Consider the following 25,991-nt stretch of genomic DNA (forward strand, 5'->3'; position numbering starts at 1 on the left):
GTGACCCGTAAGAGGACGCCCACCGCGTGGGCGCGCCACCGCGTGCTCGCCGCCGCCCTGCTGCTCACCGCGCTGGCGGCCGGCTGTGGCAAACCCGGCACCCCGCCGCCCAAGGGTCCGCAGCCCAGCGCGCTGCCCAGCTACCAGGTGCAGGACGCCTCCTCGATCACCGGCTCGCCGACCCTGGACGCCGCCCGCAGCCGGGGCTACCTGGTGGTCGGCGCCAAGGAGGACCAGCCGTACCTGGGCCAGAAGAATCCGGCCACCGGCGTGTACTCCGGCTTCGACATCGAGATCGCCAAAATGCTCGGCGCCTCCCTCGGCTTCGGACCGGACAAGATCCAGTTCAAGACCATCGCCTCGGCCAACCGCGAGACCGCGCTGCAGAACGGCCAGGTGGACTACTACGTCGGCACGTACACCATCAACGACAACCGGAAGAAGCTGGTGGGCTTCGCCGGGCCGTACTTCGTCGCCGGGCAGTCGCTGCTGGTGCGCAAGAACGACAACAGCATCCACGGGCCGCAGGACCTCGACGGCAAGAAGGTCTGCTCGGCGGCCGGCTCGACCCCCTACCAGCGGATCCAGTCGCAGTTCCCCAAGGCGCACCTGATCGGCTACGACACCTACTCGGCCTGCGTGGACAATCTGATCACCGGCCAGGTCGACGCCGTCACCACGGACAACGCGATCCTGCTGGGCTACGCGGCCAAGGCGCCGGACGAGCTCAAGGTGGTCGGCCCGCTGTTCTCGACCGAGCCGTACGGAATCGGGACGCCGAAGAACGACACCGTGCTGCGCACGGCGCTGAACGACGCGCTGGCCCACCACGAGCAGAACGGCGACTGGAAGGAGGCCTTCGACGCGACCCTCGGCCTGTCCGGGGAGCCCGCCCCCACCCCGCCGCCGATCAACCGGTACTGAGAGGGCCGCCCTGTGAACACGCTGATCGACAACTGGTCGACCTACTGGGAGGGCTTCCTCGGCACGCTCTCGCTGTTCGTGGTGAGCGCCGTGCTGTCGCTGGTGCTGGGTGTGCTGGTCGCGGGCTTCCGGGTCTCGCCGGTGAGGCCGCTGCGGGTGTTCGGGACGGTCTGGGTGACGGTGCTGCGCAACACGCCGCTGACCCTGCTGTTCTTCATCGTGGTGCTGGGCCTGCCCCGGTTCGACATCACCCTGCCCTTCTACACCTTCGCGGTGCTGGCGCTCGGCTGCTACACCTCGGCCTTCGTCTGCGAGGCGATGCGCTCGGGCATCAACACCGTGCCGTCCGGGCAGGGCGAGGCGGCCCGCAGCCTGGGCATGAGCTTCGGGCAGACGATGAGCCTGGTGGTGCTGCCGCAGGCGTACCGCTCGGTGGTGGCGCCGATCGGCAGTGTGATGATCGCGCTGGCGAAGAACACGGCGATCGCCGGTTCCTTCAGCGTCACCGAACTGCTGGGCACTTACCGGACCATCAACGAGCTGGGCTACAGCATCGTCTGGACCTTCGTCTGGATCGCCGTCGGCTACCTGATCATCACCCTGGCCATCAGCGCCGTCTTCAACCTGCTGGAACGACGAGTGGCGGTGTCCCGATGACCGTTGAATCCTCGGCGCTGTACGACGTCCCCGGCCCGAAGGCGCTGGCCCGGCACCGGCTGTACGGTGGGATCGCGCTGGTGCTGATCGCGGTGCTGATCGGCTGGGTCGTCTACATGCTGTTCCACACCGGCCAGTTCACCTACGCCAAATGGGAGCCCTTCGAGTACCGCGGCGTGCAGGAGCTGCTGTTGCGGGGACTGGGCAACACCCTGAAGGCCTTCGGCTGGACGGTGCTGTTCGCGCTGCCCTTCGGCGCGCTGTTCGCGGTCGGACGGCTGTCCGACCACCGGGTGGTGCGCTGGTTCGCCACGCTGGTGGTGGAGTTCTTCCGGGCCATGCCGGTGCTGGTGATGATCTTCTTCGTCTTCGTCGCGCTCAAGGTGCAGCCGCTGTGGGCACTGGTCGCCGGGCTGGTGCTCTACAACGGCTCGGTGCTGGCCGAGGTGTTCCGGGCCGGCGTGCTCGCGGTGCCCAGGGGGCAGCGCGAGGCGGCGTACGCGCTGGGGATGCGCAAGACCCAGGTGATGGCGTACGTGCTGGTGCCGCAGGCCAACCGGGCGATGCTGCCGGCCATCATCAGCCAGCTGGTGGTCGCCCTCAAGGACACCTCGCTCGGGTTCCTGATCACCTACGAGGAGTTCCTGCACGCGGGCAAGCTGATCGCCACCAATCTGGACTACGACCTGCCGTTCATCCCGGTGGTGATCGTGATCGCGCCGATCTACATCGGCATGTGTCTGCTGCTGTCCTGGCTCGCTCGCTGGGTCGAGCGGCGCAGCCGGCGCAGCCCGCGCATGCGCGGCGGGGCGCCGGTGGTGAAGGCCGAGGTCGCGATGGGGTTGCCGCCCTCGGCGCAGTGAGCCTGCAGTGGTGGGAGGCTTGGTTCGGGACTTAACCATAGGTGTGGGTGGGACTGGGGTCGATACCTCCAAATTCCTCTTATGATTGCGCGGAAGGCGACGACGACCAGGCGGAGGGGCCATGGAGCCGGTGTTCGACTCACGGCACATCAGGACGTTCCACGAGGTGGTCCGGGCCGGTTCGTACTCGGCCGCCGCCCGGGAACTCGGTTACACCCAGCCCGCCATCACCCAGCAGATGAAGGCGCTCGAACGCAGCGTCGGCGTCCCGCTGTTCACCCGCGCCGGGCGCGGCCTGCGGCTCACCGAGGCGGGCGAGGCGCTCTCCCGGCACGCCGAGCTGATCCTCGGCAGCCTCTCCGCCGCCCAGCAGCAGCTCGCCGCGCTCGCCCGGCTGCGCGCCGGGCGGGTGCGGGTATGCGCCTTTCCCAGTGCCAACGCCACCCTGATACCCGAGGCGATGGCCCGGCTGCTCGCCGAGCACCCCGGCGTCCGGGTCGAACTGCTGGAGGCGGAGCCGCCGGACTCCGTCCAGCGGCTGCTGCGCGGCGAGTGCGACATCGCGCTGGCCTTCCGGTATCCGGGCGCGGCGACCGAGGTGCCGGACGGCCTGGACGAGATCCCGCTGATGGAGGACCTGCTCACCGTGCTGCTGCCGGTCGGGCACCCGCTCGGCCGCCGGCACGCCGTACGGCTCGCCGACCTGGACGGCGAGCGCTGGATCGCCGGCTGTCCGCGCTGTCGGGCCAACCTGCTGCACGTCTGCGCGGAGGAGGGCTTCGCGCCGGACATCGTGTTCTCCACCGACGACAACCTCGCGGTGCAGAGCCTGGTCGCCGCCGGGGTCGGGATCGCGCTGATGCCCGCGCTGGTGCTCTCCTTCATGTGCCACCGCAAGGTCACCGGGCGGGCCGTCGAACCGCACCTGCGCCGGCAGGTGAGCGCGTACGTGCTGAGCGAGCACCGGCGGATCCCGGCCACCGGGCTGGTGCTGGACCACCTGCGGCAGGCGGCGGCCACCCGGGTCGGGTGCTGACCCATAAGCACTAGTGGGGGATCGCTTACGAACCCTCCTTGGACGTGATAGGTCGGTGGGTCCGAACCTGCTGACATGACACCCCCAGCCACGGTCGGCACTGACCGGCTCACCGAGCGGATGACCGCGCTGATCAGTGAGATCCGCGCCGTCGTGGACCGCGGGCTCCCCCCGGAGCTCACCGCCTACCTGGTCGGCGAGCGCCTCGCCCCGCACCTGCTCGCCGACCCCGACGGACCGGACGCGCTGCTCACCCCCGCCCAGCGCGAGGGCGACCCACAGCGCTACCGCCAGCATGTCGTGCACGCCGAGGAGGACGGCGGCTTCTCCGTCGTCGCCCTGGTCTGGCTGCCCGGGCAGCAGACCCCGATCCACGACCACGTCTCCTGGTGCGTGGCCGGCGTCCACCAGGGCCAGGAGAGCGAGATCCGCTACCGGCTGGTCTCCGACGGGCGCAGCGCGCGGCTGGTCGAGACCGAGCACGTGGCGGGCCCGGCCGGGACGGTCGCCGCCTTCGCCCCGCCCGGCGACATCCACCTGGTGCGCAACTCCTGCAGCAGCACGGCGATCTCCATCCACGTGTACGGCGCCGACATCTCGCGGCTCGGCACCAGCATCCGGCGGGTCTACCGGCTCCCCGCCGACCAGGAGCGGTGAGCGGCGGCGTGGCACTTACCCTCCGGGAGCGGGCCACCCGCACCCGTTCACTCCCCCCGTTCGGCGGGGACGCCCCCGGCCTGCTGCTCGCCGCGGTCGGCGTGGCCGCGGCCCTGGGCGTCCACGCGCTCGTCCCCGCCGTGCCCAAGCTCACCGCCGCCGTCGTGCTCGGCATGGCGGCGGCCCACCTGCCCGGGCTGCGCCCGGTGGTGCGCGGGATCGCCCGGCCGGGACTGTCCATGGCCGGGAAGCGGCTGATGCGGCTCGGCATCGTGCTGCTCGGACTCAAGCTCAGCCTGGACGACGTGCTCGGCCTCGGCTGGGCCACCGTCGCCATGGTGCTCACGGTGGTCGCGGCCACCTTCGCCGGCACGATGTGGCTCGGCCGCAAGCTCGGACTGCCCGGCGACCAGCCGCTGCTGGTCGCCACCGGGTACTCGATCTGCGGGGCCTCGGCGATCGGTGCGGTCAGCCAGGCGGCCGGCAGCGAGGAGGAGGACGTCGCCTCCTCGGTCGCGCTGGTCACCCTCTGCGGGACGCTGGCGATCGCCGTGCTGCCGCTGCTCCAGCACCCGCTGGGGCTCGGCGAGGTGGAGTTCGGGCGCTGGGTCGGTGCCAGCGTGCACGACGTCGGGCAGGTGGTCGCCACCGCGCAGACCGGCGGGGCGGCGGCGCTGCGCGAGGCCGTGCTGGTCAAGCTGATGCGGGTGGTGCTGCTGGCGCCGCTGGTCGCGGGCGTGGCCGTGATGGTGCGGCGCAACGCGCGCGGGGCCGCTGCGACGGGTGAGGCGAAGAGCGGCAGCCGGCCGCCGATCGTGCCGCTGTTCGTGGCCGGGTTCCTCGCGATGATCGTGCTGCGGACCACCGGAGTGCTGCCCGAGCGGGCGCTCACCCTGGCCGGCGACGCGCAGGAACTGCTGCTGGCCGCCGCGCTGTTCGGCCTCGGCAGCGCGGTGCACCTGCCGACGATGGTGCGCACGGGCGGGCGGATCGCGCTGCTCGGGCTCGGGTCGTGGGTGATGGTCGCGGGCGTGTCGTACGCGGGGGTGTTGGTCACGACCTGACGGGCGCGGCCTTGCGGGCTGGGCTTCGTGGGCTGGGCTTCGCGGGCCTCGCTGCTCGCCGGACCCGGTGGCGGGGACTCGGTTATTGTCGGGAGGATGATCGCCCGCACCGGTACGGTCCTGTTGCCGAGTACGTCGAGGAGGACGCATGACCACCGCACTGCCCGAACGGGACGGCCACGAGGCCGTCGTCACGCTCGACCGACGGGAGGGGCCGTTCGGCGAGGTGGTGCTGCGGCAGCGCGGACGGCACTACGAGATCATCGCCAACGGCTGCTTCCTGATGGACACCGCGGACGGCCGCTCCGAGCGGCTGCTGATCCAGGCGGCGCTGGACGAGTTGGACCGGACGGGCGGTGGGGGTGACGGCGCGGGCAGCGGCTCGAACGGGCCGTCGGTGCTGATCGGCGGGCTCGGGGTCGGGTTCTCGCTCGCGTACGCGGCGGCCGAACCGCGCTGGGGGCGGATCGCGATCGTCGAGCGGGAGAACGCGATCATCGACTGGCACCGCAACGGCCCGCTCGGCGCCTTCTCCGGCGGCGCACTGGACGACGAACGGGTCGCGGTACTCCACGCCGATCTGCTGGAGTACCTCGCGGCGGCCGACGGGGAGCGCTACCACGCGCTGTGCCTGGACATCGACAACGGGCCGGACTGGACCGTCACCGACTCCAACAGTGGGCTCTACGGCGCGGACGGGCTGGCGGCGCTGTGGCACCGGCTGCAGCCCGGCGGGGTGTTGGCGGTGTGGAGCGCGCAGCCCTCCCCGGCCTTCGAGGAGGCGCTGCGGGCGGCGGGCTTCTCGGATGTCGCCACCCATGAGATCCCGGTCAGCCGAGGTGTGCCGGATGTGGTGCACCTGGCGCGACGGGCCGGCTGAGGCGAACTGGGCGGCCAGGTGCGGCCGTAGTCCGCGGGGACTGTCAACTGGCCGGAGGGCCGTGCCGGTTGGGCTCCGCCGGGACCGGTGGTCGACTGCTAGCGTGTGCGGTTGCGGTGCACTAGTGCGGTGGTCGAGCGGGTGGTGGTGGTTGTGGTGGAGAGCGGGACGCCTTCGGAGCGGATCGCGGCCGAGCTGCGACGGCGGATCACGGCGGGGGAGTTGAAGCCGGGCTCCCGGGTGCCGTCGACTCGGCGGATCACCCAGGAGTGGGGGGTGGCGATGGCCACCGCGACCAAGGTGCTCAACCGGCTGCGGGAGGAGGGGCTGGTCCGGGCCGTTCCGGGGGTGGGGACGGTGGTGGCAGCACCCGCGGCACCTGCGGCACCTGCGGCTCCGGTTCCTGCGGCGGCTCCTGCTGGTCCTGCCGTCGCCTCGGCGGCGGTTCGGGACGCCGGGCGGGCGGCTGGTGGGCCGGGTGCGTCGGGGGCGCGGCGGCCTCGGGGCGTGGAGCGGGAGCTGAGGCGGGAGCGGATCGTCGCGGCGGCGATCCAGGTGGCCGACGAGGAGGGGCTGACGGCGCTGTCGATGCGCCGGGTCGCCACCGAACTGGGGGTCGCGACCATGTCGCTCTACCGCCATGTGCCCGGCAAGGACGAGCTGTTGCGGCTGATGATGGACACCGTCTTCGGTGAGCAGCCGCTGCCCGACCCGCCGGCGCCGGGTTGGCGGGCGGGGCTGGAGGAGGTCTCGCGGCTGCAGTGGCGGATCTACCGGCGGCACCCGTGGCTGGCGTCCACGATGTCCTTCACCCGGCCGGTGCTCGCGCCGGACGCGGCGCTGCACACCGAACGGGCGATGGCCGCGCTGGCCGGGCTGGGGCTGACCGGGAAGGAGATGGCCCAGGCCGCCGTGACGCTGGCGGCCTTCACCTGCGGGCTGGCCGTCCACTTCGAGCGGGAGGCGCAGGCCGAGCAGGACAGCGGGATGTCCGCGGACGAGTGGATGGACCAGCTGCACGACGAGGACCACGACCGGCTGATGTCCGATCCGGAGCGCTTCCCGATGTTCGACGCGCTGAACCGGGGCCCGGAGATCGACCTGAGCCTGGACGCGCTCTTCGAGTTCGGGATGGTGCGGTTGTTGGACGGGGTGGCGGCGCTGATCGAGGCGCGCGGGGGAGGGGCGGCGGGATCGGTGGCGGGAGTCGGAACGAGTAACAGCTGACAACTAACGGATTTCAGCGAACAACTTCTGAAATCTGTTAGTTGTCAGCTGTCGTCTGCCAATCGTCAGCTGTCCGCCAACCGTCGGTCCCCGTCCGTCAGCCGAACGGCCGGTGCTCCGGCTCCGCGTCGGCCTCGTCCCTCGCCTCCGGTTCCTCCGTGGGTTCGTTGGAGAAGCCCATCATGCCAAAGGGGTCGAAGTCCGGCGGCGGAATCAGCACCGGGGTGGCCTTGCCCGGACCCGGCTCCGCCGCGTTCGCCGCCGGGGTGTCCGCTGCGGGCGCTGTCTGGGCCGGGATGATCGGCGGCGCCGAGGGCGGCGGCGGCACGGCCGGGCCCTGGGCGGCCACGGTGGTGCCGAACGGGTCACTCTTCTGCTCGGAGGCGATCGTCGTGCCGAAGGGGTCGGGAGCCGCAGCACCCCCGACAGGCTGCGCGGCCGGTTCCTCCGTGGGTTCGTTGGAGAAGCCCGTCATGCCGAAGGGGTCGAAGTCCGGCGGCGGGATCAGCACCGGCGTGCCCTTCGGCAGCTCGTCGTCCACCGCGGCGGCCTCGGCCTCGGTGGTCGGCTCCGCCGCCTCCGGCGCGAAGGGGTTGAAGTCCGCGGGCGGGATGCGCACCGGGGTGCCACGCAGGTGCACCGGCTTCTCCGCTGGCTCCTCCGCCACGGGGGCGGCAGCCGGCGGAGCGGCCGGAACGGCGGGCGCCGACACCGACACAGCCGGGGCAACCGGGACGGCCGGGGCAACCGATGCGGCCGCAGCAGCGACCGCCTCGCCGTCCCAGCCGAACTGGATGCTCTTCAGCAGCTCCGCGAACGCCTCCGTGTACAGCTCCCAGTCCTCCGGCCGCGCTGTGGACAGCTGGGCACACAGCACCGATCCGCCGTCCGGCAGCGGGACGAAGGCCTGGACCACGGAGGTGACCACCCAGCGCCGCTGCCCGTCGGCGGCCAGCGGTCCGGGCACCGGGACGGTCCGTCCCTCGACCAAGACGGCGGCCGGTCCGGCCGGCAGCAGCACCGTCCACACCTCGGCGTGCCGCCGTACGGTGGCCAGCTCGGTGGCGAGCTCGGTGATCGGCAGCGGGTGCCGGGCGAGCGAGACGACCAGGGAGGCGTCCGAGACGCGTCCGTCCAACTCCAGCGCGCACACGCCCGCGTAGCAGACGCCCGCGTCCTGGATCAGGTCGGTCAGGGTCGCGGAGATCACCGCGAAGTCGCGGCGCGGCTCCGGGCCGGTGGCGCTGAACAGCTCCTCGGCCACCTCGGCCAGGTGCCCGGTCAGTTCGGCGGCCGCCGCCGCGGTCGCCCGATCGGCGCCGTCGCCGCCGTCCGGAAGCGCGGGCACCGTACGGGCGGAGACCCCGGCGGGCCCGCCGGGGGACGTCAGCGGGTGGAAGCCCGGCGGGACGACCAGTCGGACCTCGGTGCCCGCGCCGGTGGCCAGTTCGACCGGCTGCCGGGTCTGCTGCCCGGCCGCGAGCGCGGCCAGCGCCGGGGCGAACGGCGGGCGCAGCTTGGCGTCGGCGAACTCACCGGTGACCGGCAGCTGGAAGAGCGCGGCCGAGGTGGTGCCCCGGTCCGCGACGGCGCCGCGCACCGCTCCGCCGCCGTAGCGGTTCTGCAGCGCGGTGGTCACCCGGTCGGCGACCGGGACGCCGGTGCCCGGGCGGGCGGTTCCGGCGGTGATCACCGTGCCGAGTCGGTCGAGGGCCTCGTGCACCGGCCCGTTGGGGGCCAGCGGCAGGCCGAACAGCGCCTCGGCGGCGGGGTGCCCGGCCGTCCGCAGGGCGCTCAGCGAGGCCGCCGGGTGGCGCGAGGTGTGCTCGTCGAAGAGGGCGTCGGTGAGTGTGCCGAGGGTCGCGCAGACCTGCTCGGCTGCCGCGAAGGGGTTGGCCTCCGCGCTGAACTGGACGTCCTGGGTCAACTGGTGAGCCCCCCGCTCTGCTCCGTCTGCCGTCGGTGGTTTCGGGTGGGACCGGGCCCGCCCGCGCGGCGTGCCGTCAGATCCCTGCCCATTCCTATCAGAGCCCACCGTCGTCGCCGAACCGCAGGATCACCCGATGATCATTCGTCGGAGGCCGCGGCCCAGTCTTCAGTGGCCTGCGCGGACGGTTCGTCCACGGGCGCGGAGGCCGGTCCGTCGGTGGCCAGCGCGGTGAGGGCGTCGAGGATGTCGGGGACGGCGAACAGCCCGGCGAGGTCCTGGACCAGGCGCCCGGTCGGCCCGTCGGGGCGCTCGTCGGCGAAAAAGGAGGACAGCTCGGCGGCGAGGGCCGGCTCCCGGGCGGCGGTGAGGGTGAGCGAGGCGACGAACTCCTGCACCAGGTGCAGCTGCAGCTCCTCCAACGGCACCGAGCGCTCGGCCAGCCACTCCAACGAGGTGATCTCGGCGTTGGCGATCCAGGCCCGGACGGTCAGCCGCAGCCCGGGGCTCGGTGCTGGGATCGCCAGGTGGGCGAGGATCTGGTCGTGCGCGGCCCTGCGCACGTCGTCGATCACTGCCGAGGTGCCCGCGCTGGCCGCCACCGAGCCGCCCCGCAGCAGCGCGGCGAAGCCCGGCCCGTGGCTCTGCACGAAGTCCAGGTAGCGGCCCATCACCCGGTACAGCCGCTCGGACAGCGGCCCCTCCATCGGCTCCTCGAAGCGCGCCGACAGCTCCCGCCCGGCCCGGCGCAGCGAGGCCTCGTACAGCGCCTGCTTGCCGGGGAAGTAGTGGTACACCAGCGGCCGGGAGGCGCCCGCGGCGGCGGCGATGTCGTCGATCGACACCTCCTCCGGCGGGCGCCGGCTGAACAGCTCCAGCGCCACGGCGATCAGCTGCTCCCGCCGCTCGTCCACGCTCAGCCGGCGGCGCGGCCGCTCACCCGCCGCCCGGCCGGATGCGGCGGCGGTCCGTGCTGTGCGGTCGGCCGTCGGCGACGGCGTACGGGAGGCCATGCGCGTCAGCCTATCCGGCGGCCGCCCGGGGGCCCATGCGGCTGGTCTAGCCGGCCCGGAGCTCCAGGTAGCGGCGGTAGGCCTCGCGGCCGTCGGTGACGAAGGTGTCGCGGGCGAGGCGCTCGGCCAGTTCCTCGGGGGTGAGCCAGGCGTGCCAGGCGACCTCGGACTCCTGCGGGGAGACAGGGCCGTCCCACTCGGCCTCGTACATGTCGCACCACCAGGAGAGCGTGCCGCCGTCGGGCTCCCGGAAGAGGAACTTGAACAGCGGGCGCGGGGTGACGCCGCGGACGCCGAGTTCCTCCTCGGCCTCGCGGACGGCGGCCTCGGCGTAGGTCTCGCCGGAGCCGACCACGCCGCCGACCCACATGTCGTACGCGCCGGGGGCGAACAGCTTGGTGTCGGTGCGGCGGTGGACGAAGATCCGGCCGGCCGGGTCGCGGACCATGATGAAGACGCAGCGGTGGGTCAGCCCCTGCCGGTACACCTCCCCGCGCAGCGCGGTCCCGATCACCTGGTCGTGCTCGTCGACGATGTCCAGCAGTTCCTCGGCAGGGTTGGTCATGTCCGACAGGTTAGGGTCTCCGGGCCCGCCTCGAACGCGGGATCGAGGAATCGGACGGCGGCGAACGACCTGAGGGCGGCACGTGGTGGTGGAGATCTGGGGCGAGACGGCGGAGGGTTTCGAGCCCGTACGGGCGGCCTTCGTGCGGAACTTCATCGAGTACGGCGAGCTCGGCGCGGCCTTCGCGCTGTACGTGCGCGGCCGCAGGGCGGTCGACCTGTGGGGCGGGGACGCCCGGCCCGAGGTGGGCGGGCGGCCCGCGCCCGCGGTGCCGTGGACGGCGGACACCGCCCAGGTGCTGCGTTCGGTCACCAAGGGTCTGACCGCGACCACCGCGCTGCTGCTGGCCGAGCGGGGCCTGCTCGACCTGGACGCGCCGACGGCCTCCTACTGGCCGGAGTTCGCCGCGCAGGGCAAGGGCGACGTGCCGGTGCGCTGGCTGCTGTCGCACCAGGTCGGGGTGCCCGCGCTGGACGTGCCGCTGCGCCTGGAGGACGTGCTGACCTGGGAGCGCGCGGCCGCCGCCGTGGCCGCGCAGGCGCCCGCCTGGGAGCCCGGCACCGCGCACGGCTACCACCCGCACACCTTCGGCTGGCTGGTCGGCGAGGTGGTGCGGCGGGTGAGCGGTCGGACGATCGGACAGTACTTCGCCGAGGAGGTCGCCCGGCCGCTCGGGCTGGACCTGTGGATCGGGCTGCCGGCCGGCGCCGCGCCCCGGGTCGGCGAGCTGGTGGACCTGCCCGCCCCGGAGGCGGCCCGGACCGGCCCGAGCGGGCTGCGGCTGCGGCCCAAGCAGTCCGTCCGGGACGCCTACCAGGACCCGACCTCGCTGACCGCCCGCTCCTTCGCCTCGGTGTGCCCCGGGGTGGACCTCAACGACCCGGCGGTGCAGGCCGCCGAGATCCCCGGCGCGGGCGGCATCGGCACCGCCCGTTCACTGGCCCGGTTCTACGCGGCGCTGATCGGCGCGGCCGACCGACCGGACGGCTCCGGTGCGCTGCTACCGCCGCTGCTCGGCCCGGAGGTGCTGGCCCACGCGGTCGGGCCGACGGTGAACGGCCCGGACCGGGTGCTGATCGTCAACTCCACCTTCGGCCTGGGGTTCTGGCGGCACGGCCCGACCGCGCCGATGGCCTCCCCGGCGAGCTTCGGCCACCCCGGCCGGGGCGGTTCGCTGGGCTTCGCCGACCCGGACCTCGGGCTGGGCTTCGGGTACGTCACGAACGGCATGCAGCCGGGCGTGACCGGGGATGTCCGCTCGCGCAACCTGATCCGCGCGGTGCGGGGGTGCCTGGGGCTCTCCTGAGGGCGGTCGGCTACGCCTGGCCGGTCTCGAAGCGGCTGATCTTCCCGTTGTCGACGGTGAAGCGCCAGGCGGTGCGCATCTCGCCCCAGGTCTCGTTGGTGAAGTTGGCGACCAGGGCGTGGCCGGCGCTCGCCTCGCTCTGGACGTCCATCCGGCCGTTCGGGCCGAAGATCTCCCGGTCGACCCAGTCCGCCAGACTGCGCTCCGACCCGTCGTCGGACATGGTCGCGTCCGGGGAGAGCAGGGCGAAGAAGGCGTCGCGGTCGCCCGCGTTGACCGCGGTGACGAAGGCGCGGACGGTGGGGTCGGTGAGCTTGGCGGGGGCGATGGTCATCTGCCGGGACTCCCAACGGGGGTGAGCGGACTGGGGAGTCCTGTCTACGGCGTTCGCGCGGGCCGTCCGGGCATGTCGGCGGCGAGTCGGCAAAATCAGGGGATTCATGTGCTTAGATCCCGAACCAGGCGATTTTCCTGACAAGCCCGCCACGGGGAGTGGCGGTGGAGCGGGAGGCCCGGCTCGGCCTCCCGCTCCACTCCTGTCCGGGGGCGGCCTAGAAGAAGCCGACCGCGTCGGGGGAGTAGCTGACCAGCAGGTTCTTGGTCTGCTGGTAGTGCTCCAGCAGCGCCTTGTGGTTCTCCCGGCCGATGCCGGAGTTCTTGTAGCCGCCGAAGGCCGCGTGGGCCGGGTAGGCGTGGTAGCAGTTGGTCCAGACCCGGCCCGCCTGGATGGCGCGTCCGGCTCGGTGGGCGGTGTTGATGTTGCGGGTCCACACGCCCGCGCCGAGCCCGTACTGGGTGTCGTTGGCGAGCGTGACCGCCTCGTCGAAGCCGTCGAAGCGGGTGACCGAGACGACCGGGCCGAAGATCTCCTCCTGGAAGACCCGCATGCTGTTGACGCCCTCGAAGACCGTCGGCGTCACGTAGTACCCGTCGGCCAGCGAGCCGCCGAGGTCGGCCCGCTCGCCGCCGACCAGGACCTTGGCGCCCTCGGCCTGGCCGATCTCGAAGTAGGAGAGGATCTTCTTCAGCTGTTCGGCGCTGGCCTGCGCGCCGATCTGGGTGTCGGTGTCCAGCGGGTTGCCCTGGCGCATCGCGCGCACCCGCTCCAGGCCGTCGCCGAGCAGCCGCTCGTAGACCGAGGACTCGATCAGCGCGCGGCTGGGGCAGGTGCAGACCTCACCCTGGTTGAGGGCGAACATCGCGAAGCCCTCGACGGCCTTGTCGTAGAAGGCGTCGTCGGCGGCGGCGACGTCCGCGAAGAACAGGTTGGGGCTCTTGCCGCCGAGCTCCAGGGTGACCGGGATCAGGTTGTCGGCGGCGGCGCGGGAGATCAGCCGGCCGGTGCCGGTCTCGCCGGTGAAGGCGAGCTTGCGCACCCGCTTGCTGGCGGCCAGCGGGGCGCCGGCCTCCTCGCCGAAACCGGTGACGATGTTGACCACGCCGGGCGGCAGCAGGTCGGCGGTCAGCTCGGCCAGCAGCAGCACCGAGGCCGGGGTCTGCTCGGCGGGCTTGAGCACCACCGCGTTGCCGGCCGCCAGCGCCGGGGCCAGCTTCCAAACCGCCATCAGGACCGGGAAGTTCCACGGGATGATCTGGCCGACCACGCCCAGCGGCTCGTGGAAGTGGTACGCCACGGTGTCCTCGTCCAGCTGGGAGAGGCTGCCCTCCTGGGCCCGCAGCGCACCGGCGAAGTAGCGCAGGTGGTCGACGGCGAGCGGGAGGTCGGCGGCCAGCGTCTCGCGCACCGGCTTGCCGTTCTCCCAGCTCTCCGCGACGGCCAGCTGCTCCAGGTTGGCTTCCATCCGGTCGGCCATCCGCAGCAGCACCTGCGCCCGGTCGGCGGCGGAGGTGCGGCCCCAGGCCGGCGCGGCGGCGTGGGCCGCGTCCAAGGCGGCCTCGATGTCCTCGGCGGTGCCGCGGGCCACCTCGGTGAACACCTCGCCGGTAACCGGGGTCGGGTCGCCGAAGTACTCGCCGCGCACCGGGGGCGTCCAACCGCCGTTGATCCAGTGCTCGTACCGGGAGCGGTAGGCGACGATGCTGCCGGGCGCGCCGGGGGGCTGGTAGACCGTCATGCTCTCTGTGTCTCCTCGCGACGTCGGGCGCCGCCCGGCGCCGATCGGGCCGTGGGCGGCGCGCCGGACCATCCGGTCAGGGGGACGGTCCGGCGGGAGGGTGCGGACACGCAGTCGGGCCGGCGCCCCGCCGGGGGCGCCCGCCGTCGAGCACGATAGTCGCCGAGCGTGCGCTGCGGCTACGGTCCGTACGACCGGCTCGTACGGACGGTGCGCGATCCGGACGTTCTCGACCCGGGCGCGCGGAGGGCGCGTTCGACGGCGCGCCGCGCGGTGAGTGCGTCAGACCACGTGGTACCGGCCGGTGCGGGCCTCCCAACTCAGGTAGCCCGCCAGCCAGGTGAGCAGTCCTTCCGCGTACCGCTGGGCGATCGCGCACTCGATCCGGGACAGGCCCAGCTCCCGGAAGACGTCCGGCAGCCGCTCGTGCAGCTCGGCGCAGCGCTCGACCATCAGCTGGGCCTCCGCCATCACCGTCGCACAGGCCTCCTCGGCCGAGCAGCGGCGCTCACGCTGGACGATCATGACCAGGTTGTTGACGTCCCCGCGCGGCGCCTCCAGCGGGAAGGACCGCACGTCGTTGCTGAGCGACGGTATGTCGGCTGCCAGCTGCCGGAGTTGACGCAGCACCGGGTGGTGCAGGACGGCGGCGGGGACCTCGAACTGGCCGAGCCGCTCGACCATGTCGAAGATGGTCTCCATTGCCGCGGTGCCCCGTCTGAGTTCGAGGTAGCCGGCCCGGTCCGGCGGCCGCGCCGAGATCCGGCCCGCCGCCTCGGCCGGGTGGCTGGCGAAGTAGTACTCCCAGTTGTAGGCCGCGCGGGCCTGCCAGCGGGCCGGCATGCCGTGCACGCTGCGGTTCCACAGGTCGGCGAAGGCGGCCTCGACGGCGGAGCCCGGATCGGGGCGCGCGCCGTGCAGGACGGCGATCAGCCGCTCGCAGATCGGGGCGACCTCGGTGGGCCGACGGCCGAGCGGGCCGTCGAACTGGTCGTCGAAGAGGAAGTAGAAGCCCATCAGGTCGGCAGCCAGGGCGAGTTCGTCCGGACCGGCGTCCGGGTAGCCGAGTGCGGCGAGGTCGACCACCTCCCAGTGGGCGTAGCCGGGGTGGTCGGCGTCGGGGAGCAGCGGGTGGCGGATCAGCCAGTCCCGGTGCAGCTTGGTGGCGTACGGGCCGTGCGGACTGCGGCGGTACGGGAACGGAATCTGAAGTGAGGTGTCGTCAGACATCGGACTCCCGGTGCAGCGGAGGGCGGGGGGCGCTTGTGGTTCGATCATTGGCCGTGGGGGGAGGTGACGCGGCGAGGCTGGGAAGGTGAGGGTGACTGCGCAAGATCATCAGCGCCTCGCGGGCCGTAGGGTATCTGATGCAATGATCGGACGTTAGGGATATAGGGCAATTGCCCTTGGCAAGCCGTCCGAACCCTCACCGTCCGCCCCAGCCTGGGCGAATGCCGCACGGCGAGCCGCACACGGCGCTAACCTCGGCTTCACGAACAGTGACGGAGCGGCTCCCACGGCAGTGGTCGAGCCGCGCCGCCAGCGGGTGAGGTGGAGGCGCGACGGTGACCGAGCAGGACAACGAACTTCGGGCGGGAACCGGTTCCGGCCGGGACGGCGACGGCGTCGCGCCCCGGGTCAGGCTGCGCGACCGCGACGCCGAACTGCGTTCCGTGGAAGCGGCCATCGACCAGCTCTGCCGCGAATTCGCCGCCGGCGGCACCGAGATCGGTGACCTGCTGACCTTCTCCGGCCGCCCGGGCATCGGCAAGACCAGTCTGCTGCACGAGGTTCGACGGATCGCCAAACTCCGCGAGGGCACCTGTGTGCTGTTCGCCCGAGGCGGCGAACGGCAGTTCAAGGAGCCGTACCACGTGCTGCGCCAGCTGCTCCAGCCCGTGCTCAGCGATCTGAGCGCGGACGAGTTCCGCCAGGTCATGGGCACCTGGGAGGAGGTCGTCGGACCGGCCATGGGCCTCAAGCAGCCCAAGGCCGGCGCCCGCCGGCTCGACCCCCAGGGCGTGCGCGACGGCCTCGACTACGTGCTGACCCAGCTCGCACCGCGCCGCGCGCCGATGGTGATGATCGTCGACGACCTGCACTGGGCCGACGCCGAATCCCTCTCCTGGCTGGCCAAGTTCGCCGTCCGTTCCGGCGAACTGCCCGTCCTGCTCGTCTTCGCCTTCCGCGAGGACGAGAACGACTGGCCCACTGAGACCCAGGACCTCCGCCGGGACACCCTCGGCCTCAAGGGGCGCAAGCACGAGCTCAACCGGCTCAACCTCAGCTCCGTCACCGACATGATCCGCGCCGAACTCGGCGACAAGGCCGAGGACGCCTTCTGCTACGAGTTCTGGAACGTCGTCAACGGCAACCCCTTCGAGGTCGTCGCCCTGCTCGACCAGGTCCGCGACCAGGAGCTCGAACCGGTCGAGGAGAACTCCCGGCAGCTGCGCGAACTCGCCGTCGACGCCACCGGGATGACCCTCAAGAGCTGGCTGGACCGGCTCGGTGCCAGCACCCTGCGCTTCGCCTGGGCCTGCGCCATGCTGGGCACCGACATCCGGGTCGACCTCGCCACCCGGATCTCCACCCAGAGCACCGAGGGCGCGCGCGACTCCATCAAGCAGCTGCGCAAGCAGCGCGTGCTCACCCAGGCCCCCAACGGGAACCTGGAGTTCGTCCACCCGCTGATCGCCAGCTCCATCTACAACACCATGCCGGAGGCCACCCGCCTCGGCATGCACGGCATCGCCGCCGCCGAGATCGAGAACGCCGGACTCGGCCTGCTCGCGGCCTCCCGCCACCTGGTCGAGACCCACACCGGCGAGGGCGACGACCGGATCGTCAAGAAGCTGCGCCGCGCCGCCGTCGAACACCAGCTGATCGGCGCCCCCGAGGCCGCCCAGCGCTGTCTGCACCGCGCGCTCAACGAGCCGCCCGCCGACGCGATCAAGGCCGAGGTGCTGTACGAACTCGGCTGCTCCGCACTGCTCACCGACCCAGTCGCCACCGTCAACCAGCTCAAGCTCGCGCTCGACCCCGACGAGGTGCCGCTGCGCCCCGAACTGCGGGTGGACGCCACCTTCCGGCTCTCCGAGGTGCTCGCCCACAGCGGCGAGCTGGGCCAGGCCGCGCTGGTCTGCCAGCAGGAGGCCGAGCGGACCGACGACCCGGCCGGGCGGCAGCGCCTCCAGGCCGCCTCGTTCATGTGGCACGCCTTCCGCAAGTCCGAGGAGGACGGCCCCGGCCGCTCCGCCCGGCTGAGCGAGATGTGTCAGAACCTGGGCGGCCGCGAGGCCGCCGACCGGGCGGTACTCGCCATGCGCGCCTGGGACCTGACCCTGAGCGGCGCCCCCTCCTCCGAGGCGCTCGCGCTGGCCGACGAGGTCCTCGAGGGCGGCCGGCTGCCCAAGGGCCTCGGCTGGACCGACACCACCTGGGGCTTCGAACTGCCCTCGATGCTCGGTCTCACCTACATCTACAACGACCGCATCGCCCAGGCCGAGCGGCTGTTCGCGGACGCCATCATCCAGTTCGAGATCGCCGGTTGGAGCGGCGCCCACCGGGGCTTCGCGTACTTCCTGATGGGCCTGGCCCGGTTCCGCCGCGGCCTGCTCGCCGAGGCCGAGGACTTCCTGCGCCGGGCCCACCGGATCTCCGAGCGGGTCGGCAAGAAGCTGCCGCTGGCCTGGGACGCGGTCGGCGTGCTGGTGGACACCCTGATCGCCCGCGGCCGGGTCGAGGAGGCCTGGACACTGGCCAACGAGTTCGGCTTCCACCCGCCGTACCACGCCACCGCCATGGTGCTGCCGGACGCGGCCTCGCTGTACGGCAAGCTGCTGATCGCCATGAAGCGCCACGCGGGCGCGGCCGCCGCGCTCACCGAGGCCGGCGCCCAGCTGGAGATCCGCGGCTGGCGCAACACCGTCTGGGCGCCCTGGGCCGGGCACCTGGCCATCGCGATCGCGGACGACGAGCCCGAGCGCGCCCGTGGTTACGCCCAGAAGGCCGTCCAGGACGCGCGCGGCTTCGGCACCGCCTCGGCGATCGGCAGCGCGCTGCGGCTGCAGGCGCAGGTCGAGAACGGCGAGCAGGCGGTCGAGCTGCTGGAGCAGGCCGTGGAGCACCTAGGGCAGTCCCCGGCCGCCTACGAGCACGCCCTCGCGCTGGTCGACCTGGGCGCCGCGCTGCGCCGGGTCGGGCGGCTGGAGGACGCCCAGGAGTACCTGTACCAGGGCATCGAGCTGGCCCAGCACTGCTCGGCGGAGAAGCTGGTCGACCAGGCCCGGCGGGAGCTGGCCAACTACGGCCTGCGGCCCAACCGGCTGGAGAAGCGCGACTTCCGGGACACGCTCAGCGGGCCCGAGTGGGAGGTCGCCAAGCGCGCCGCGCAGGGCGTGCCGCCGCAGCGGATCGCCGAGGAGCTGGGGGTGCAGCTGAGCCTGGTCAACCGGCGGCTGGCGGCGGTCTACCGCAAGGCGGGCAGCGGGCCGGACGGCCTCGCCTCGGCACTGGGGCTGTAGGCCCAGCCGCGCGAGGAGCAAGGGGAGTAGCGGCGGCCCGGCGAGGGCAGCGGACGGTGGCGTCCGGGCGGCGCGCGGAGGCGTGGGAGCGCCCCCGCTGCCGCCTCCCTCGCTAGGCTGACGGACACCACGGGGGCTGCGGCAGCGACTCCTGACGGATGGACGGACCCGGAACCGGGCGGAGGCGGCGGCGCGGTCGCCAGTGAGGAGCAGGCATGGCGAGCGAGGCCACCGACGTGCGGCGGGAACCCCTCGACCCCTCGGGCGCGGGCGCCGCGATCCAGCGCTGGACGCTCACGGCCGGTCCGTACGAGGCGAGCGTGCTCACCCTCGGTGCCACCCTGCACACCCTGAGCGCGCCGGACCGCACCGGCCGCACGGCCCAACTGCTGCTGTCCACCGATCAGTTGGGTCAGATCCTGGGCCCGGCCCGGCACTACGGCACGGTGGTGGGCCGGTACGCCAACCGGATCGACCGCTCCGAGGTCACCATCGACGGTGAGGAGCACCCGCTCGCCCCGACCGGCGGCGGGCTCACCATCCACGGCGGACCGGACGGCTTCGCCCAGCGGATGTGGGCGGCCGAGCCGATCGAGGGCGGGGTGCGGCTGCGGCTGCACAGCCCGGACGGCGACCAGGGCTTCCCGGGCGCGCTGGACGTCACCGTCTCCTACACCCTGGACGCGGTCGGCGAGCTGGTGATCGCGTACCACGCGGTGACCAGCAAGCCGACGGTCGTCAACCTGACCAACCACGCCTACTTCAACCTCGCGGGTGAGGGCAGCGGCGACGTCCTGGGCCACCTGCTCACCCTGGACGCCGACGAGTACACCCCGGCCGACGAGCGGCAGATCCCGTACGGGCGGACCGAGCCGGTGGCCGGCACCCCCTTCGACTTCACCGTGGCCACGCCGATCGGCAAGTCGGTGCACGACGAGCACCCGCAGCTGGCCGGGCCAGGGGGCTACGACCACAACTGGGTGCTGCGGGCCCGTCCGGCGAACGGCGGACCGGCGCGGGCCGCGCTGCTGGAGGACCCGGTCAGCGGCCGCACCCTGGAGGTGCTGACCACCGAGCCGGGCATCCAGGTCTACACGGCGAACAAGTTCCAGGGCGCGGTCACCGGCGGGAGCGGGGTCCCGTACGGGCCGTTCTCCGGGATCGCGCTGGAGACCCAGCACTTCCCGGACTCTCCGCACCACCCGGCGTTCCCGAGCACCGTGCTGCGGCCGGGGGAGGAGTTCCGCTCGACCACGGTGCTGCGGCTGGGCACCAACTAGACGTCCCCGCAGCGCGACTAGGCGTCCACCTCGACCAGGCGTCCGCACCGCGACTAGGCGTCCGCGCCGCCGCGTAGGTCCCGGCGCATGCAGAGCCGGGGCCAGCGGTCCAGCCCGTGCTCGGCCTCCCTGCGGCGGATCTCGCGCAGGCCCGGGGTGAGCTCCGCGTCGGCCAGCGGGCGGAAGCCGCAGCGGGCGTAGTAGGGGGCGTTCCAGGGGACGTCCGCGAAGGTGGTCAGGGTGAGCGCGGGGGCGTCGGCGCCCTGGTGCCCGGCGAGGTGCCCGATCAGCGCACGGCCGATGCCCCGGCGGGCGTGGTCGGGGTGCACCGACACCTGCTCGATGTGCAGGGCGCCGTCCACCGGCCCGGCCAGCAGGTAGCCGGTGATCGTCCCGTCGGGGGCCTGCGCGACCAGGGCGACGCCGTGGTCGAGGTAGTGGGCGAGATCCTCGGGCGTGCCCGGGTCGTCCTCGGCGATCTCCGGCATGCCGATCGCGGCGAAGGGCGCTCCGGCGGCCCGCTCCAGTTCGACCAGCAGTGGCAGTTCATCCCTGGCGACGGCTCTGATGCGCATGCGCCCAGTCTGCTGCAAGCGTCTTCCGGCCACGCACGGTGGCACTGCCGGCCATCCGGGACCGGGGCGAATCGGACGAAGCGGGATATTAGCCATCGCCGTCAACTACCGTGCGGCTACGTCCAGGACACGCGGCTGTAACGATCCCTATTTCTTGCAGAAACTTGCTGCAAGGACTTTCCGTCGATCTTTCACCGCTGTTAACTTCCTTCCGAGCCCGACGGCAGCAACGGTGCGGTCGGCACGAGGCAGCCATTATGCGCCTGTCTCCGAACATCTCGGGCACCCCCACCCTCCCAAGGAGTTCTCATGCGGCGTGGCATTGCGGCCTCTGCCCTCGTTGTGGCCCTCGCGGGCTCGATGGCTGCCTGTGGCAGCAGCGGCGGCTCCGGTTCGGACAGCAAGACCGACGGCCCGGTCACCATCACGTACTGGGACACGTCGAACGCCACCAACGAGGCTCCGAACTACCAGGAGCTGGCCAAGAAGTTCGAGGCGGCCAACCCGAACATCAAGGTCAACTTCGTCAACGTGCCGTTCGACCAGGCGCAGAACAAGCTGCAGACCGCCATGGGGGCCAAGGGCGCGCCGGACGTGTTCCGCTCCGAGGTCGGCTGGACCGCCGCCTTCGCCAAGGCCGGCTTCCTGGAGCCGCTGGACGGCACCCCGGCCGCCGCCGACACCTCCACCTTCCAGCCCAGCCTGATCCAGCAGGCCAAGTACGACGGCAAGCTGTACGGCGTCCCGCTGGTCACCGACACCCTCGGCTTCCTCTACAACAAGGACCTGTTCGCCAAGGCCGGCATCACCGACGCCCCCAAGACCTGGGACGAGCTCAAGACCGACGCCGCCGCCGTCAAGGACAAGGCTGGCGTGGACGGCTTCTGGCTGAAGGCCGCCGACGGCTACTACGCGATGCCGTTCCTGTTCGGCGAGGGCACCGACACCGTCGACGCCGCCGGCAAGAAGATCACCGTCACCTCGCCGGAGGCCGTCAAGGCCGTCGAGACCTACAAGTCGATGTTCACCGCGCCCGGCATGGCCAAGGCCGACGTCACCACCGACGCCTACGCCCACATGATGGACGCCTTCAACAGCGGCAAGGTCGCGGCGATCATCCAGGGCCCCTGGGAGATCACCAACATCTACAAGGGCTCCGCCTTCGCCGACAAGAAGAACCTCGGCATCGCCCCCGTCCCGGCCGGCTCCAGCGGCAAGGCCGGCGCCCCCACCGGCGGCCACAACGTCTCCGTCTACGCGGGTGCCGACAAGGCCCACAAGGCCGCCGCCGAGAAGTTCGCCGCCTTCATGACCTCGGCCGAGAGCCAGGCCTTCATCGCGCAGAAGAACTCCACCCTGCCGACCCGCTCCGACGCCTTCACCGCCGACGTCAAGGCCGACCCGGGCATCGCCGGCTTCCAGGGCATCCTGAGCAGCGCCAAGCCCCGCCCCGAACTGCCCGAGTACAGCTCGCTGTTCGCCTCGCTCGGCGAGAACCTGGGCAAGGCCCTCCAGGGCACCAGCACCCAGGACGCACTGAACACCGTCGCCACCGACTACGCCAAGCTCCTGCCGGGCTTCGCCAAGTAGTCCCCGTGCCCGGCCTGCCGACCGAACGGCAGGCCGGGCCGTCGGCTCCCCCGAGAATCCCCCCGAGAAGGTGCAAACGATGTCAGTCGCCGTGCAGGGCGCCACCGGCAAGGGCAGCCGGGAGCGCGAGCAGCGTCCGGGCCTGCTGGAACGCCTCAAGCGCTCCTACGCCAAGCACTGGTACGCCTACGCGATGATCGCCCCGGTCGTGCTGGTGCTCGGTGTGCTGGTGCTCTACCCGCTCGTCCAAGGCATCTGGCTCACCCTCACCGACGCCAACAGCCTCAACGTCGCGCGCAAGATCGGCGTCAACGAGATCCCGGCCAGCTACAACTTCGTCGGCTTCCACAACTACGCCGACATCCTGTGGGGTCCCGGCTCGTACGACCGCTTCTGGTCGCACTTCGTCTGGACCATCGCCTGGACGGCCGTCTGCGTCTTCCTGCACTACACCCTCGGCCTCGGCCTCGCCCTGCTGCTGAACCAGAAGCTGCGCGGGCGCGCCGCCTACCGGATGCTGCTCATCCTGCCCTGGGCCGTGCCGACCTTCGTCACCGTCTTCTCCTGGCGCCTGATGCTCTCCGACGGCGGCATCATCAACAGCGCGCTCTCCGCCCTCCACCTGCCCGAGCCCGGCTGGCTCACCGACCCGTGGGCGCAGAAGGCGGCCGCGATCCTGGTGAACACCTGGGCCGGCGTGCCGTTCATGATGATCTCGCTGCTCGGCGGCCTGCAGTCGATCCCGGCTGAGCTGTACGAGGCCGCCGAGATGGACGGCGCCACGCGCTGGCAGCAGTTCCGTCACGTCACCCTGCCCGGGCTGCGCACCGTCTCCTCCACCGTCGTGCTGCTGGGCGTGATCTGGACCTTCAACCAGTTCAACGTCATCTACCTGCTCTTCGGCAAGGGCGCCCCCGACGCCCAGCTGCTGGTCACCTGGGCCTACCGCCTCGCCTTCGGCCAGATTCCCCAGGATTTCGCGCAGTCCGCCGCCTACGGCGTGATCCTGCTGTCCATCCTGATCGTCTTCACCGCCTTCTACCGGCGTTGGCTCGCCCGCAACGAGCAGGCCAACGGCTGAGGCCCCGGACCCAGTTGACCCACGAAGGCAGGTAACCCCGATGAGCACCACCACCGAACGCCCCGCCGCCGCAGTGACCGCGGCCCCGACCGCACGGCCGGCCAAGGTCCGCCGACGCGGCGAGAGCAGCCCGCTGGCCAAGGCGCTGTCCCACGGCGCATTGATCGTCGCCAGCCTGATCGCGCTGTTCCCGGTCGCGTGGATCCTCTTCATCTCGCTCGGGCCGGACAAGACCGACTACCTCCACCCCGGCCAGATCCTCGGCAAGCTCACGCTGTCGAACTACCAGCACGTGCTGGGCGACACCGACTTCTTCACCTGGTTCGGCAACGCCCTGCTGGTCTCCGGGATCACCACCGTGTTCGGCGTCCTGCTCGCCGCCACCACCGGCTACGCCGTCTCCCGGATGAAGTTCCCCGGGCACAAGCCGCTGATGTGGTCGCTGCTGGTCACCCAGATGTTCCCGATCGCCGTGCTGATCGTGCCGATGTACACGATGCTCTCCGAACTCGGCCTGTTGGACAGCTACACCGGGCTGATCCTGGTCTACTCGACCACCACCGTGCCGTACTGCGCCTGGCTGCTGAAGGGCTACTTCGACACCATCCCGGTGGAGATCGACGAGGCCGGCCGGGTCGACGGGCTCACCCCGTTCGGCACCTTCTGGCGGCTGGTGCTGCCGCTCGCCCGCCCGGGCCTGGCGGTGGCCGCCTTCTACTCGTTCCTCACCTACTGGGCCGAGGTGCCGTTCGCCTCCACCTTCATGCTCAGCTCCGACAAGTACACGCTGGCCGTCGGCCTGCAGACCTTCGTCAGCGAGCACGACGCCCAGTGGAACCTGATGGCCGCGACCGCCGTGCTGATCGCGATCCCGTCGGCGGCCTTCTTCTACCTGGTGCAGCGCCACCTGGTCACCGGCCTGACCGCCGGTGCCTCCAAGTCGTAACGCTCCGCGAAGTCCCGGCACTTCGCGAGGCCCTTGCGCTCCTCGAAGACACAGCGCTCCCCGCTCCTCTAGTCCCCAAGGGATACCGTCCATGACCCAGAACCTGGCCGACACCTCCCGGCCTGCCGCCGACACCGCTCACGAGGCGAACGTCAGCGCGTCCAGAGGCTGGTGGCGGGACGCGGTCATCTACCAGGTGTACCCGCGCAGCTTCGCCGACTCCAACGGGGACGGCATGGGCGACCTGCCGGGCATCCGCAGCCGCCTGCCGTACCTGCGCGACCTCGGCGTGGACGCCGTCTGGCTCTCCCCGTTCTACGCCTCGCCGCAGGCGGACGCGGGCTACGACGTCGCCGACTACCGCGCCGTGGACCCGATGTTCGGGACCCTGCTGGACGCCGACGCCCTGATCCGGGACGCCCACGAGCTGGGGCTGCGGATCATCGTCGACCTCGTCCCCAACCACTCCTCGGACCAGCACGAGTGGTTCCAGCGCGCCCTGCGCGAGGGCCCCGCGTCCCCGCTGCGCGAGCGCTACCACTTCCGCGCCGGCAAGGGCGAGAACGGCGAACTGCCGCCCAACGACTGGGAGTCCATCTTCGGCGGCCCGGCCTGGACCCGCACCGAGAACCCGGACGGCACCCCCGGCGACTGGTACCTGCACCTGTTCGCCCCCGAGCAGCCCGACTTCAACTGGGACAACCCGGCCGTCGCCGACGAGTTCCGCTCGATCCTGCGGTTCTGGCTCGACATGGGCGTGGACGGCTTCCGCATCGACGTGGCCCACGGCCTGGTCAAGGCCCCCGGCCTGCCCGACATCGGCGGCGCCGACCAGCTCAAGCTGCTCGGCAACGACGTCATGCCGTTCTTCGACCAGGACGGCGTGCACGAGATCTACCGCAGCTGGCGCCGGATCCTCGACGAGTACCCGGGCCAGCGGATCGGCGTCGCCGAGGCCTGGACCCCGACCGTCCAGCGCACCGCCAACTACGTCCGCTCCGATGAGCTGCACCAGGCCTTCAACTTCCAGTACCTTGGCACCGATTGGGACGCCACCGCGCTGCGCGAGGTGATCGACCTGTCCCTCGACTCGATGCGCCCGGTCGACGCCCCCACCACCTGGGTGCTGTCCAACCACGACGTCACCCGGCACGCCACCCGCTTCGCCAACGAGCCCGGCCTCGGCACCCAGATCCGCACCCCCGGCGACCGTTCGCTGGGTCTGCGGAGGGCCCGTGCCGCCACCCTGCTGATGCTCGCGCTGCCCGGCTCCGCGTACGTCTACCAGGGCGAGGAGCTCGGCCTGCCGGACGTCACGGACCTGCCGGACGAGGTCCGCCAGGACCCGTCGTTCTTCCGCCAGGCCGGTCAGGACGGCTACCGCGACGGCTGCCGCGTCCCGATCCCGTGGTCCGGCACCGAGGCCCCGTACGGCTTCGGACCGGTGGCGGGCGGGCCGTCCTGGCTGCCGCAGCCGGCCGAGTGGGCCGCGCTGAGCGTCGAGGCGCAGACCGGCGACCCGACGTCCACCCTGGAGCTCTACCGCAGCGCGCTGGCCGTCCGCCGCGCGCAGCCCGACCTGGGCGCGGGGACGGACGTCGAGTGGCTGGAGGCGCCCGAGGGCACCCTGGCCTTCCGGCGCGGGTCCTTCGTCTGCACCGTGAACACCACCGGCGAGCCGGTGCGGATAGCGGCGCCCGGTCGACTGCTGCTCGGCTCGACCGAACTCGTGGTGAACGGCGGCGAGACGGTGCTCGCTCCGGACAGCACCGGCTGGTGGGCGGTCTGACGTGGGTGCA

General features: G+C 72.1%; 22 protein-coding genes. 15 read left to right on the forward strand and 7 right to left on the reverse strand.

What is annotated here, in order from left to right:
• From ACWC9T_RS06195 to ACWC9T_RS06230, 8 genes are all read left to right on the forward strand, one after another.
• Positions 1-924, forward strand: a complete 924-nt coding sequence (locus ACWC9T_RS06195) for a glutamate ABC transporter substrate-binding protein (protein ID WP_449819867.1) — start codon at positions 1-3, stop codon at positions 922-924.
• A gap of 12 nt (positions 925-936) precedes the next feature.
• Positions 937-1,581, forward strand: a complete 645-nt coding sequence (locus ACWC9T_RS06200) for an amino acid ABC transporter permease (RefSeq protein ID WP_449819868.1) — start codon at positions 937-939, stop codon at positions 1,579-1,581.
• Positions 1,578-2,444, forward strand: a complete 867-nt coding sequence (locus tag ACWC9T_RS06205; protein WP_449819869.1) for an amino acid ABC transporter permease — start codon at positions 1,578-1,580, stop codon at positions 2,442-2,444. The genes ACWC9T_RS06200 and ACWC9T_RS06205 overlap by 4 nt, the downstream gene beginning before the upstream one ends.
• A 130-nt stretch (positions 2,445-2,574) precedes the next feature.
• Positions 2,575-3,480, forward strand: a complete 906-nt coding sequence (locus ACWC9T_RS06210) for a LysR family transcriptional regulator (RefSeq protein WP_449819907.1) — start codon at positions 2,575-2,577, stop codon at positions 3,478-3,480.
• A gap of 75 nt (positions 3,481-3,555) precedes the next feature.
• A complete protein-coding gene (locus ACWC9T_RS06215; protein WP_449819870.1) occupies positions 3,556-4,137 on the forward strand; it encodes a cysteine dioxygenase in 582 nt (193 codons plus the stop codon).
• A gap of 8 nt (positions 4,138-4,145) precedes the next feature.
• Entirely contained in the window at positions 4,146-5,201 is a 1,056-nt protein-coding gene (locus ACWC9T_RS06220) for a YeiH family protein (protein ID WP_449819871.1), read from the forward strand.
• A 148-nt stretch (positions 5,202-5,349) separates the two neighbouring features.
• Positions 5,350-6,081, forward strand: a complete 732-nt coding sequence (locus ACWC9T_RS06225) for a spermidine synthase (protein ID WP_449819872.1) — start codon at positions 5,350-5,352, stop codon at positions 6,079-6,081.
• Positions 6,082-6,192: 111 nt separating this feature from the next.
• On the forward strand, positions 6,193-7,308 hold the full coding sequence (locus ACWC9T_RS06230; RefSeq protein WP_449819873.1) for a TetR/AcrR family transcriptional regulator C-terminal domain-containing protein: 1,116 nt from the start codon (positions 6,193-6,195) through the stop codon (positions 7,306-7,308).
• Positions 7,309-7,405: 97 nt separating this feature from the next.
• Here ACWC9T_RS06230 and ACWC9T_RS06235 read toward each other — a convergent pair whose 3' ends face one another.
• From ACWC9T_RS06235 to ACWC9T_RS06245, 3 genes are all read right to left on the reverse strand, one after another.
• Positions 7,406-9,235: a hypothetical protein gene (locus ACWC9T_RS06235; protein ID WP_449819874.1), complete on the reverse strand. Its 1,830-nt coding sequence runs from the start codon at positions 9,233-9,235 to the stop codon at positions 7,406-7,408.
• A 140-nt stretch (positions 9,236-9,375) separates the two neighbouring features.
• On the reverse strand, positions 9,376-10,248 hold the full coding sequence (locus tag ACWC9T_RS06240) for a TetR/AcrR family transcriptional regulator (RefSeq protein ID WP_449819875.1): 873 nt from the start codon (positions 10,246-10,248) through the stop codon (positions 9,376-9,378).
• Positions 10,249-10,294: 46 nt separating this feature from the next.
• Positions 10,295-10,813, reverse strand: a complete 519-nt coding sequence (locus ACWC9T_RS06245; RefSeq protein ID WP_449819876.1) for an NUDIX hydrolase — start codon at positions 10,811-10,813, stop codon at positions 10,295-10,297.
• Positions 10,814-10,898: 85 nt separating this feature from the next.
• On the opposite strand from ACWC9T_RS06245, the gene ACWC9T_RS06250 reads away from it, so the two are divergent.
• Positions 10,899-12,119 carry a serine hydrolase domain-containing protein gene (locus ACWC9T_RS06250; RefSeq protein WP_449819877.1) on the forward strand — a complete coding sequence of 407 codons (1,221 nt, stop codon included), beginning with the start codon at positions 10,899-10,901 and terminating at the stop codon, positions 12,117-12,119.
• 10 nt (positions 12,120-12,129) lie between these two features.
• On the opposite strand, the gene ACWC9T_RS06255 is transcribed toward ACWC9T_RS06250, so the two are convergent.
• The 3 genes from ACWC9T_RS06255 to ACWC9T_RS06265 all read right to left on the reverse strand — a co-directional run bounded on the left by ACWC9T_RS06255 (position 12,130) and on the right by ACWC9T_RS06265 (position 15,424).
• Entirely contained in the window at positions 12,130-12,453 is a 324-nt protein-coding gene (locus ACWC9T_RS06255; RefSeq protein WP_449819878.1) for a nuclear transport factor 2 family protein, read from the reverse strand.
• Positions 12,454-12,670: 217 nt separating this feature from the next.
• Positions 12,671-14,194 carry an acetaldehyde dehydrogenase ExaC gene (exaC, locus tag ACWC9T_RS06260; protein ID WP_449819879.1) on the reverse strand — a complete coding sequence of 508 codons (1,524 nt, stop codon included), beginning with the start codon at positions 14,192-14,194 and terminating at the stop codon, positions 12,671-12,673.
• Positions 14,195-14,476: 282 nt separating this feature from the next.
• The gene (locus ACWC9T_RS06265; protein WP_449819880.1) at positions 14,477-15,424 is read right to left on the reverse strand and encodes a terpene synthase family protein; all 948 of its coding nucleotides are present in this window, start codon (positions 15,422-15,424) and stop codon (positions 14,477-14,479) included.
• A gap of 335 nt (positions 15,425-15,759) precedes the next feature.
• Between ACWC9T_RS06265 and ACWC9T_RS06270 the strand changes: the two genes are divergently transcribed.
• Both ACWC9T_RS06270 and ACWC9T_RS06275 read left to right on the forward strand, forming a co-directional pair.
• Positions 15,760-18,720 carry an ATP-binding protein gene (locus ACWC9T_RS06270; protein ID WP_449819881.1) on the forward strand — a complete coding sequence of 987 codons (2,961 nt, stop codon included), beginning with the start codon at positions 15,760-15,762 and terminating at the stop codon, positions 18,718-18,720.
• A gap of 215 nt (positions 18,721-18,935) precedes the next feature.
• Positions 18,936-20,000 carry an aldose epimerase family protein gene (locus ACWC9T_RS06275; protein WP_449819882.1) on the forward strand — a complete coding sequence of 355 codons (1,065 nt, stop codon included), beginning with the start codon at positions 18,936-18,938 and terminating at the stop codon, positions 19,998-20,000.
• 53 nt (positions 20,001-20,053) lie between these two features.
• Here ACWC9T_RS06275 and ACWC9T_RS06280 read toward each other — a convergent pair whose 3' ends face one another.
• The gene (locus tag ACWC9T_RS06280; RefSeq protein ID WP_449819883.1) at positions 20,054-20,575 is read right to left on the reverse strand and encodes a GNAT family N-acetyltransferase; all 522 of its coding nucleotides are present in this window, start codon (positions 20,573-20,575) and stop codon (positions 20,054-20,056) included.
• Positions 20,576-20,884: 309 nt separating this feature from the next.
• On the opposite strand from ACWC9T_RS06280, the gene ACWC9T_RS06285 reads away from it, so the two are divergent.
• The 4 genes from ACWC9T_RS06285 to ACWC9T_RS06300 all read left to right on the forward strand — a co-directional run bounded on the left by ACWC9T_RS06285 (position 20,885) and on the right by ACWC9T_RS06300 (position 25,981).
• Complete coding sequence (locus ACWC9T_RS06285; protein WP_449819884.1) at positions 20,885-22,165, forward strand: extracellular solute-binding protein; 1,281 nt, start codon at positions 20,885-20,887, stop codon at positions 22,163-22,165.
• A gap of 79 nt (positions 22,166-22,244) precedes the next feature.
• The gene (locus ACWC9T_RS06290; protein WP_449819885.1) at positions 22,245-23,246 is read left to right on the forward strand and encodes a carbohydrate ABC transporter permease; all 1,002 of its coding nucleotides are present in this window, start codon (positions 22,245-22,247) and stop codon (positions 23,244-23,246) included.
• Positions 23,247-23,286: 40 nt separating this feature from the next.
• A complete protein-coding gene (locus ACWC9T_RS06295) occupies positions 23,287-24,192 on the forward strand; it encodes a sugar ABC transporter permease (protein ID WP_449819886.1) in 906 nt (301 codons plus the stop codon).
• Between the two features lie 91 nt (positions 24,193-24,283).
• Complete coding sequence (locus tag ACWC9T_RS06300) at positions 24,284-25,981, forward strand: glycoside hydrolase family 13 protein (RefSeq protein ID WP_449819887.1); 1,698 nt, start codon at positions 24,284-24,286, stop codon at positions 25,979-25,981.
• The last annotated feature ends 10 nt before the right edge of the window (positions 25,982-25,991 follow it).

Source organism: Kitasatospora sp. NPDC001159, from assembly GCF_053598235.1.

Coding starts and splice junctions, on each gene's coding strand:
- ACWC9T_RS06205 (WP_449819869.1), top strand. CDS start 1,578: ATGACCGTTGAATCCTCGGCGCTGTACGACGTCCCCGGCCCGAAGGCG.
- ACWC9T_RS06215 (WP_449819870.1), top strand. CDS start 3,556: ATGACACCCCCAGCCACGGTCGGCACTGACCGGCTCACCGAGCGGATG.
- ACWC9T_RS06225 (WP_449819872.1), top strand. CDS start 5,350: ATGACCACCGCACTGCCCGAACGGGACGGCCACGAGGCCGTCGTCACG.
- ACWC9T_RS06240 (WP_449819875.1), bottom strand. CDS start 10,248: ATGGCCTCCCGTACGCCGTCGCCGACGGCCGACCGCACAGCACGGACC.
- ACWC9T_RS06245 (WP_449819876.1), bottom strand. CDS start 10,813: ATGACCAACCCTGCCGAGGAACTGCTGGACATCGTCGACGAGCACGAC.
- ACWC9T_RS06255 (WP_449819878.1), bottom strand. CDS start 12,453: ATGACCATCGCCCCCGCCAAGCTCACCGACCCCACCGTCCGCGCCTTC.
- exaC (WP_449819879.1), bottom strand. CDS start 14,194: ATGACGGTCTACCAGCCCCCCGGCGCGCCCGGCAGCATCGTCGCCTAC.
- ACWC9T_RS06265 (WP_449819880.1), bottom strand. CDS start 15,424: ATGTCTGACGACACCTCACTTCAGATTCCGTTCCCGTACCGCCGCAGT.
- ACWC9T_RS06275 (WP_449819882.1), top strand. CDS start 18,936: ATGGCGAGCGAGGCCACCGACGTGCGGCGGGAACCCCTCGACCCCTCG.
- ACWC9T_RS06280 (WP_449819883.1), bottom strand. CDS start 20,575: ATGCGCATCAGAGCCGTCGCCAGGGATGAACTGCCACTGCTGGTCGAA.
- ACWC9T_RS06285 (WP_449819884.1), top strand. CDS start 20,885: ATGCGGCGTGGCATTGCGGCCTCTGCCCTCGTTGTGGCCCTCGCGGGC.
- ACWC9T_RS06290 (WP_449819885.1), top strand. CDS start 22,245: ATGTCAGTCGCCGTGCAGGGCGCCACCGGCAAGGGCAGCCGGGAGCGC.
- ACWC9T_RS06295 (WP_449819886.1), top strand. CDS start 23,287: ATGAGCACCACCACCGAACGCCCCGCCGCCGCAGTGACCGCGGCCCCG.
- ACWC9T_RS06300 (WP_449819887.1), top strand. CDS start 24,284: ATGACCCAGAACCTGGCCGACACCTCCCGGCCTGCCGCCGACACCGCT.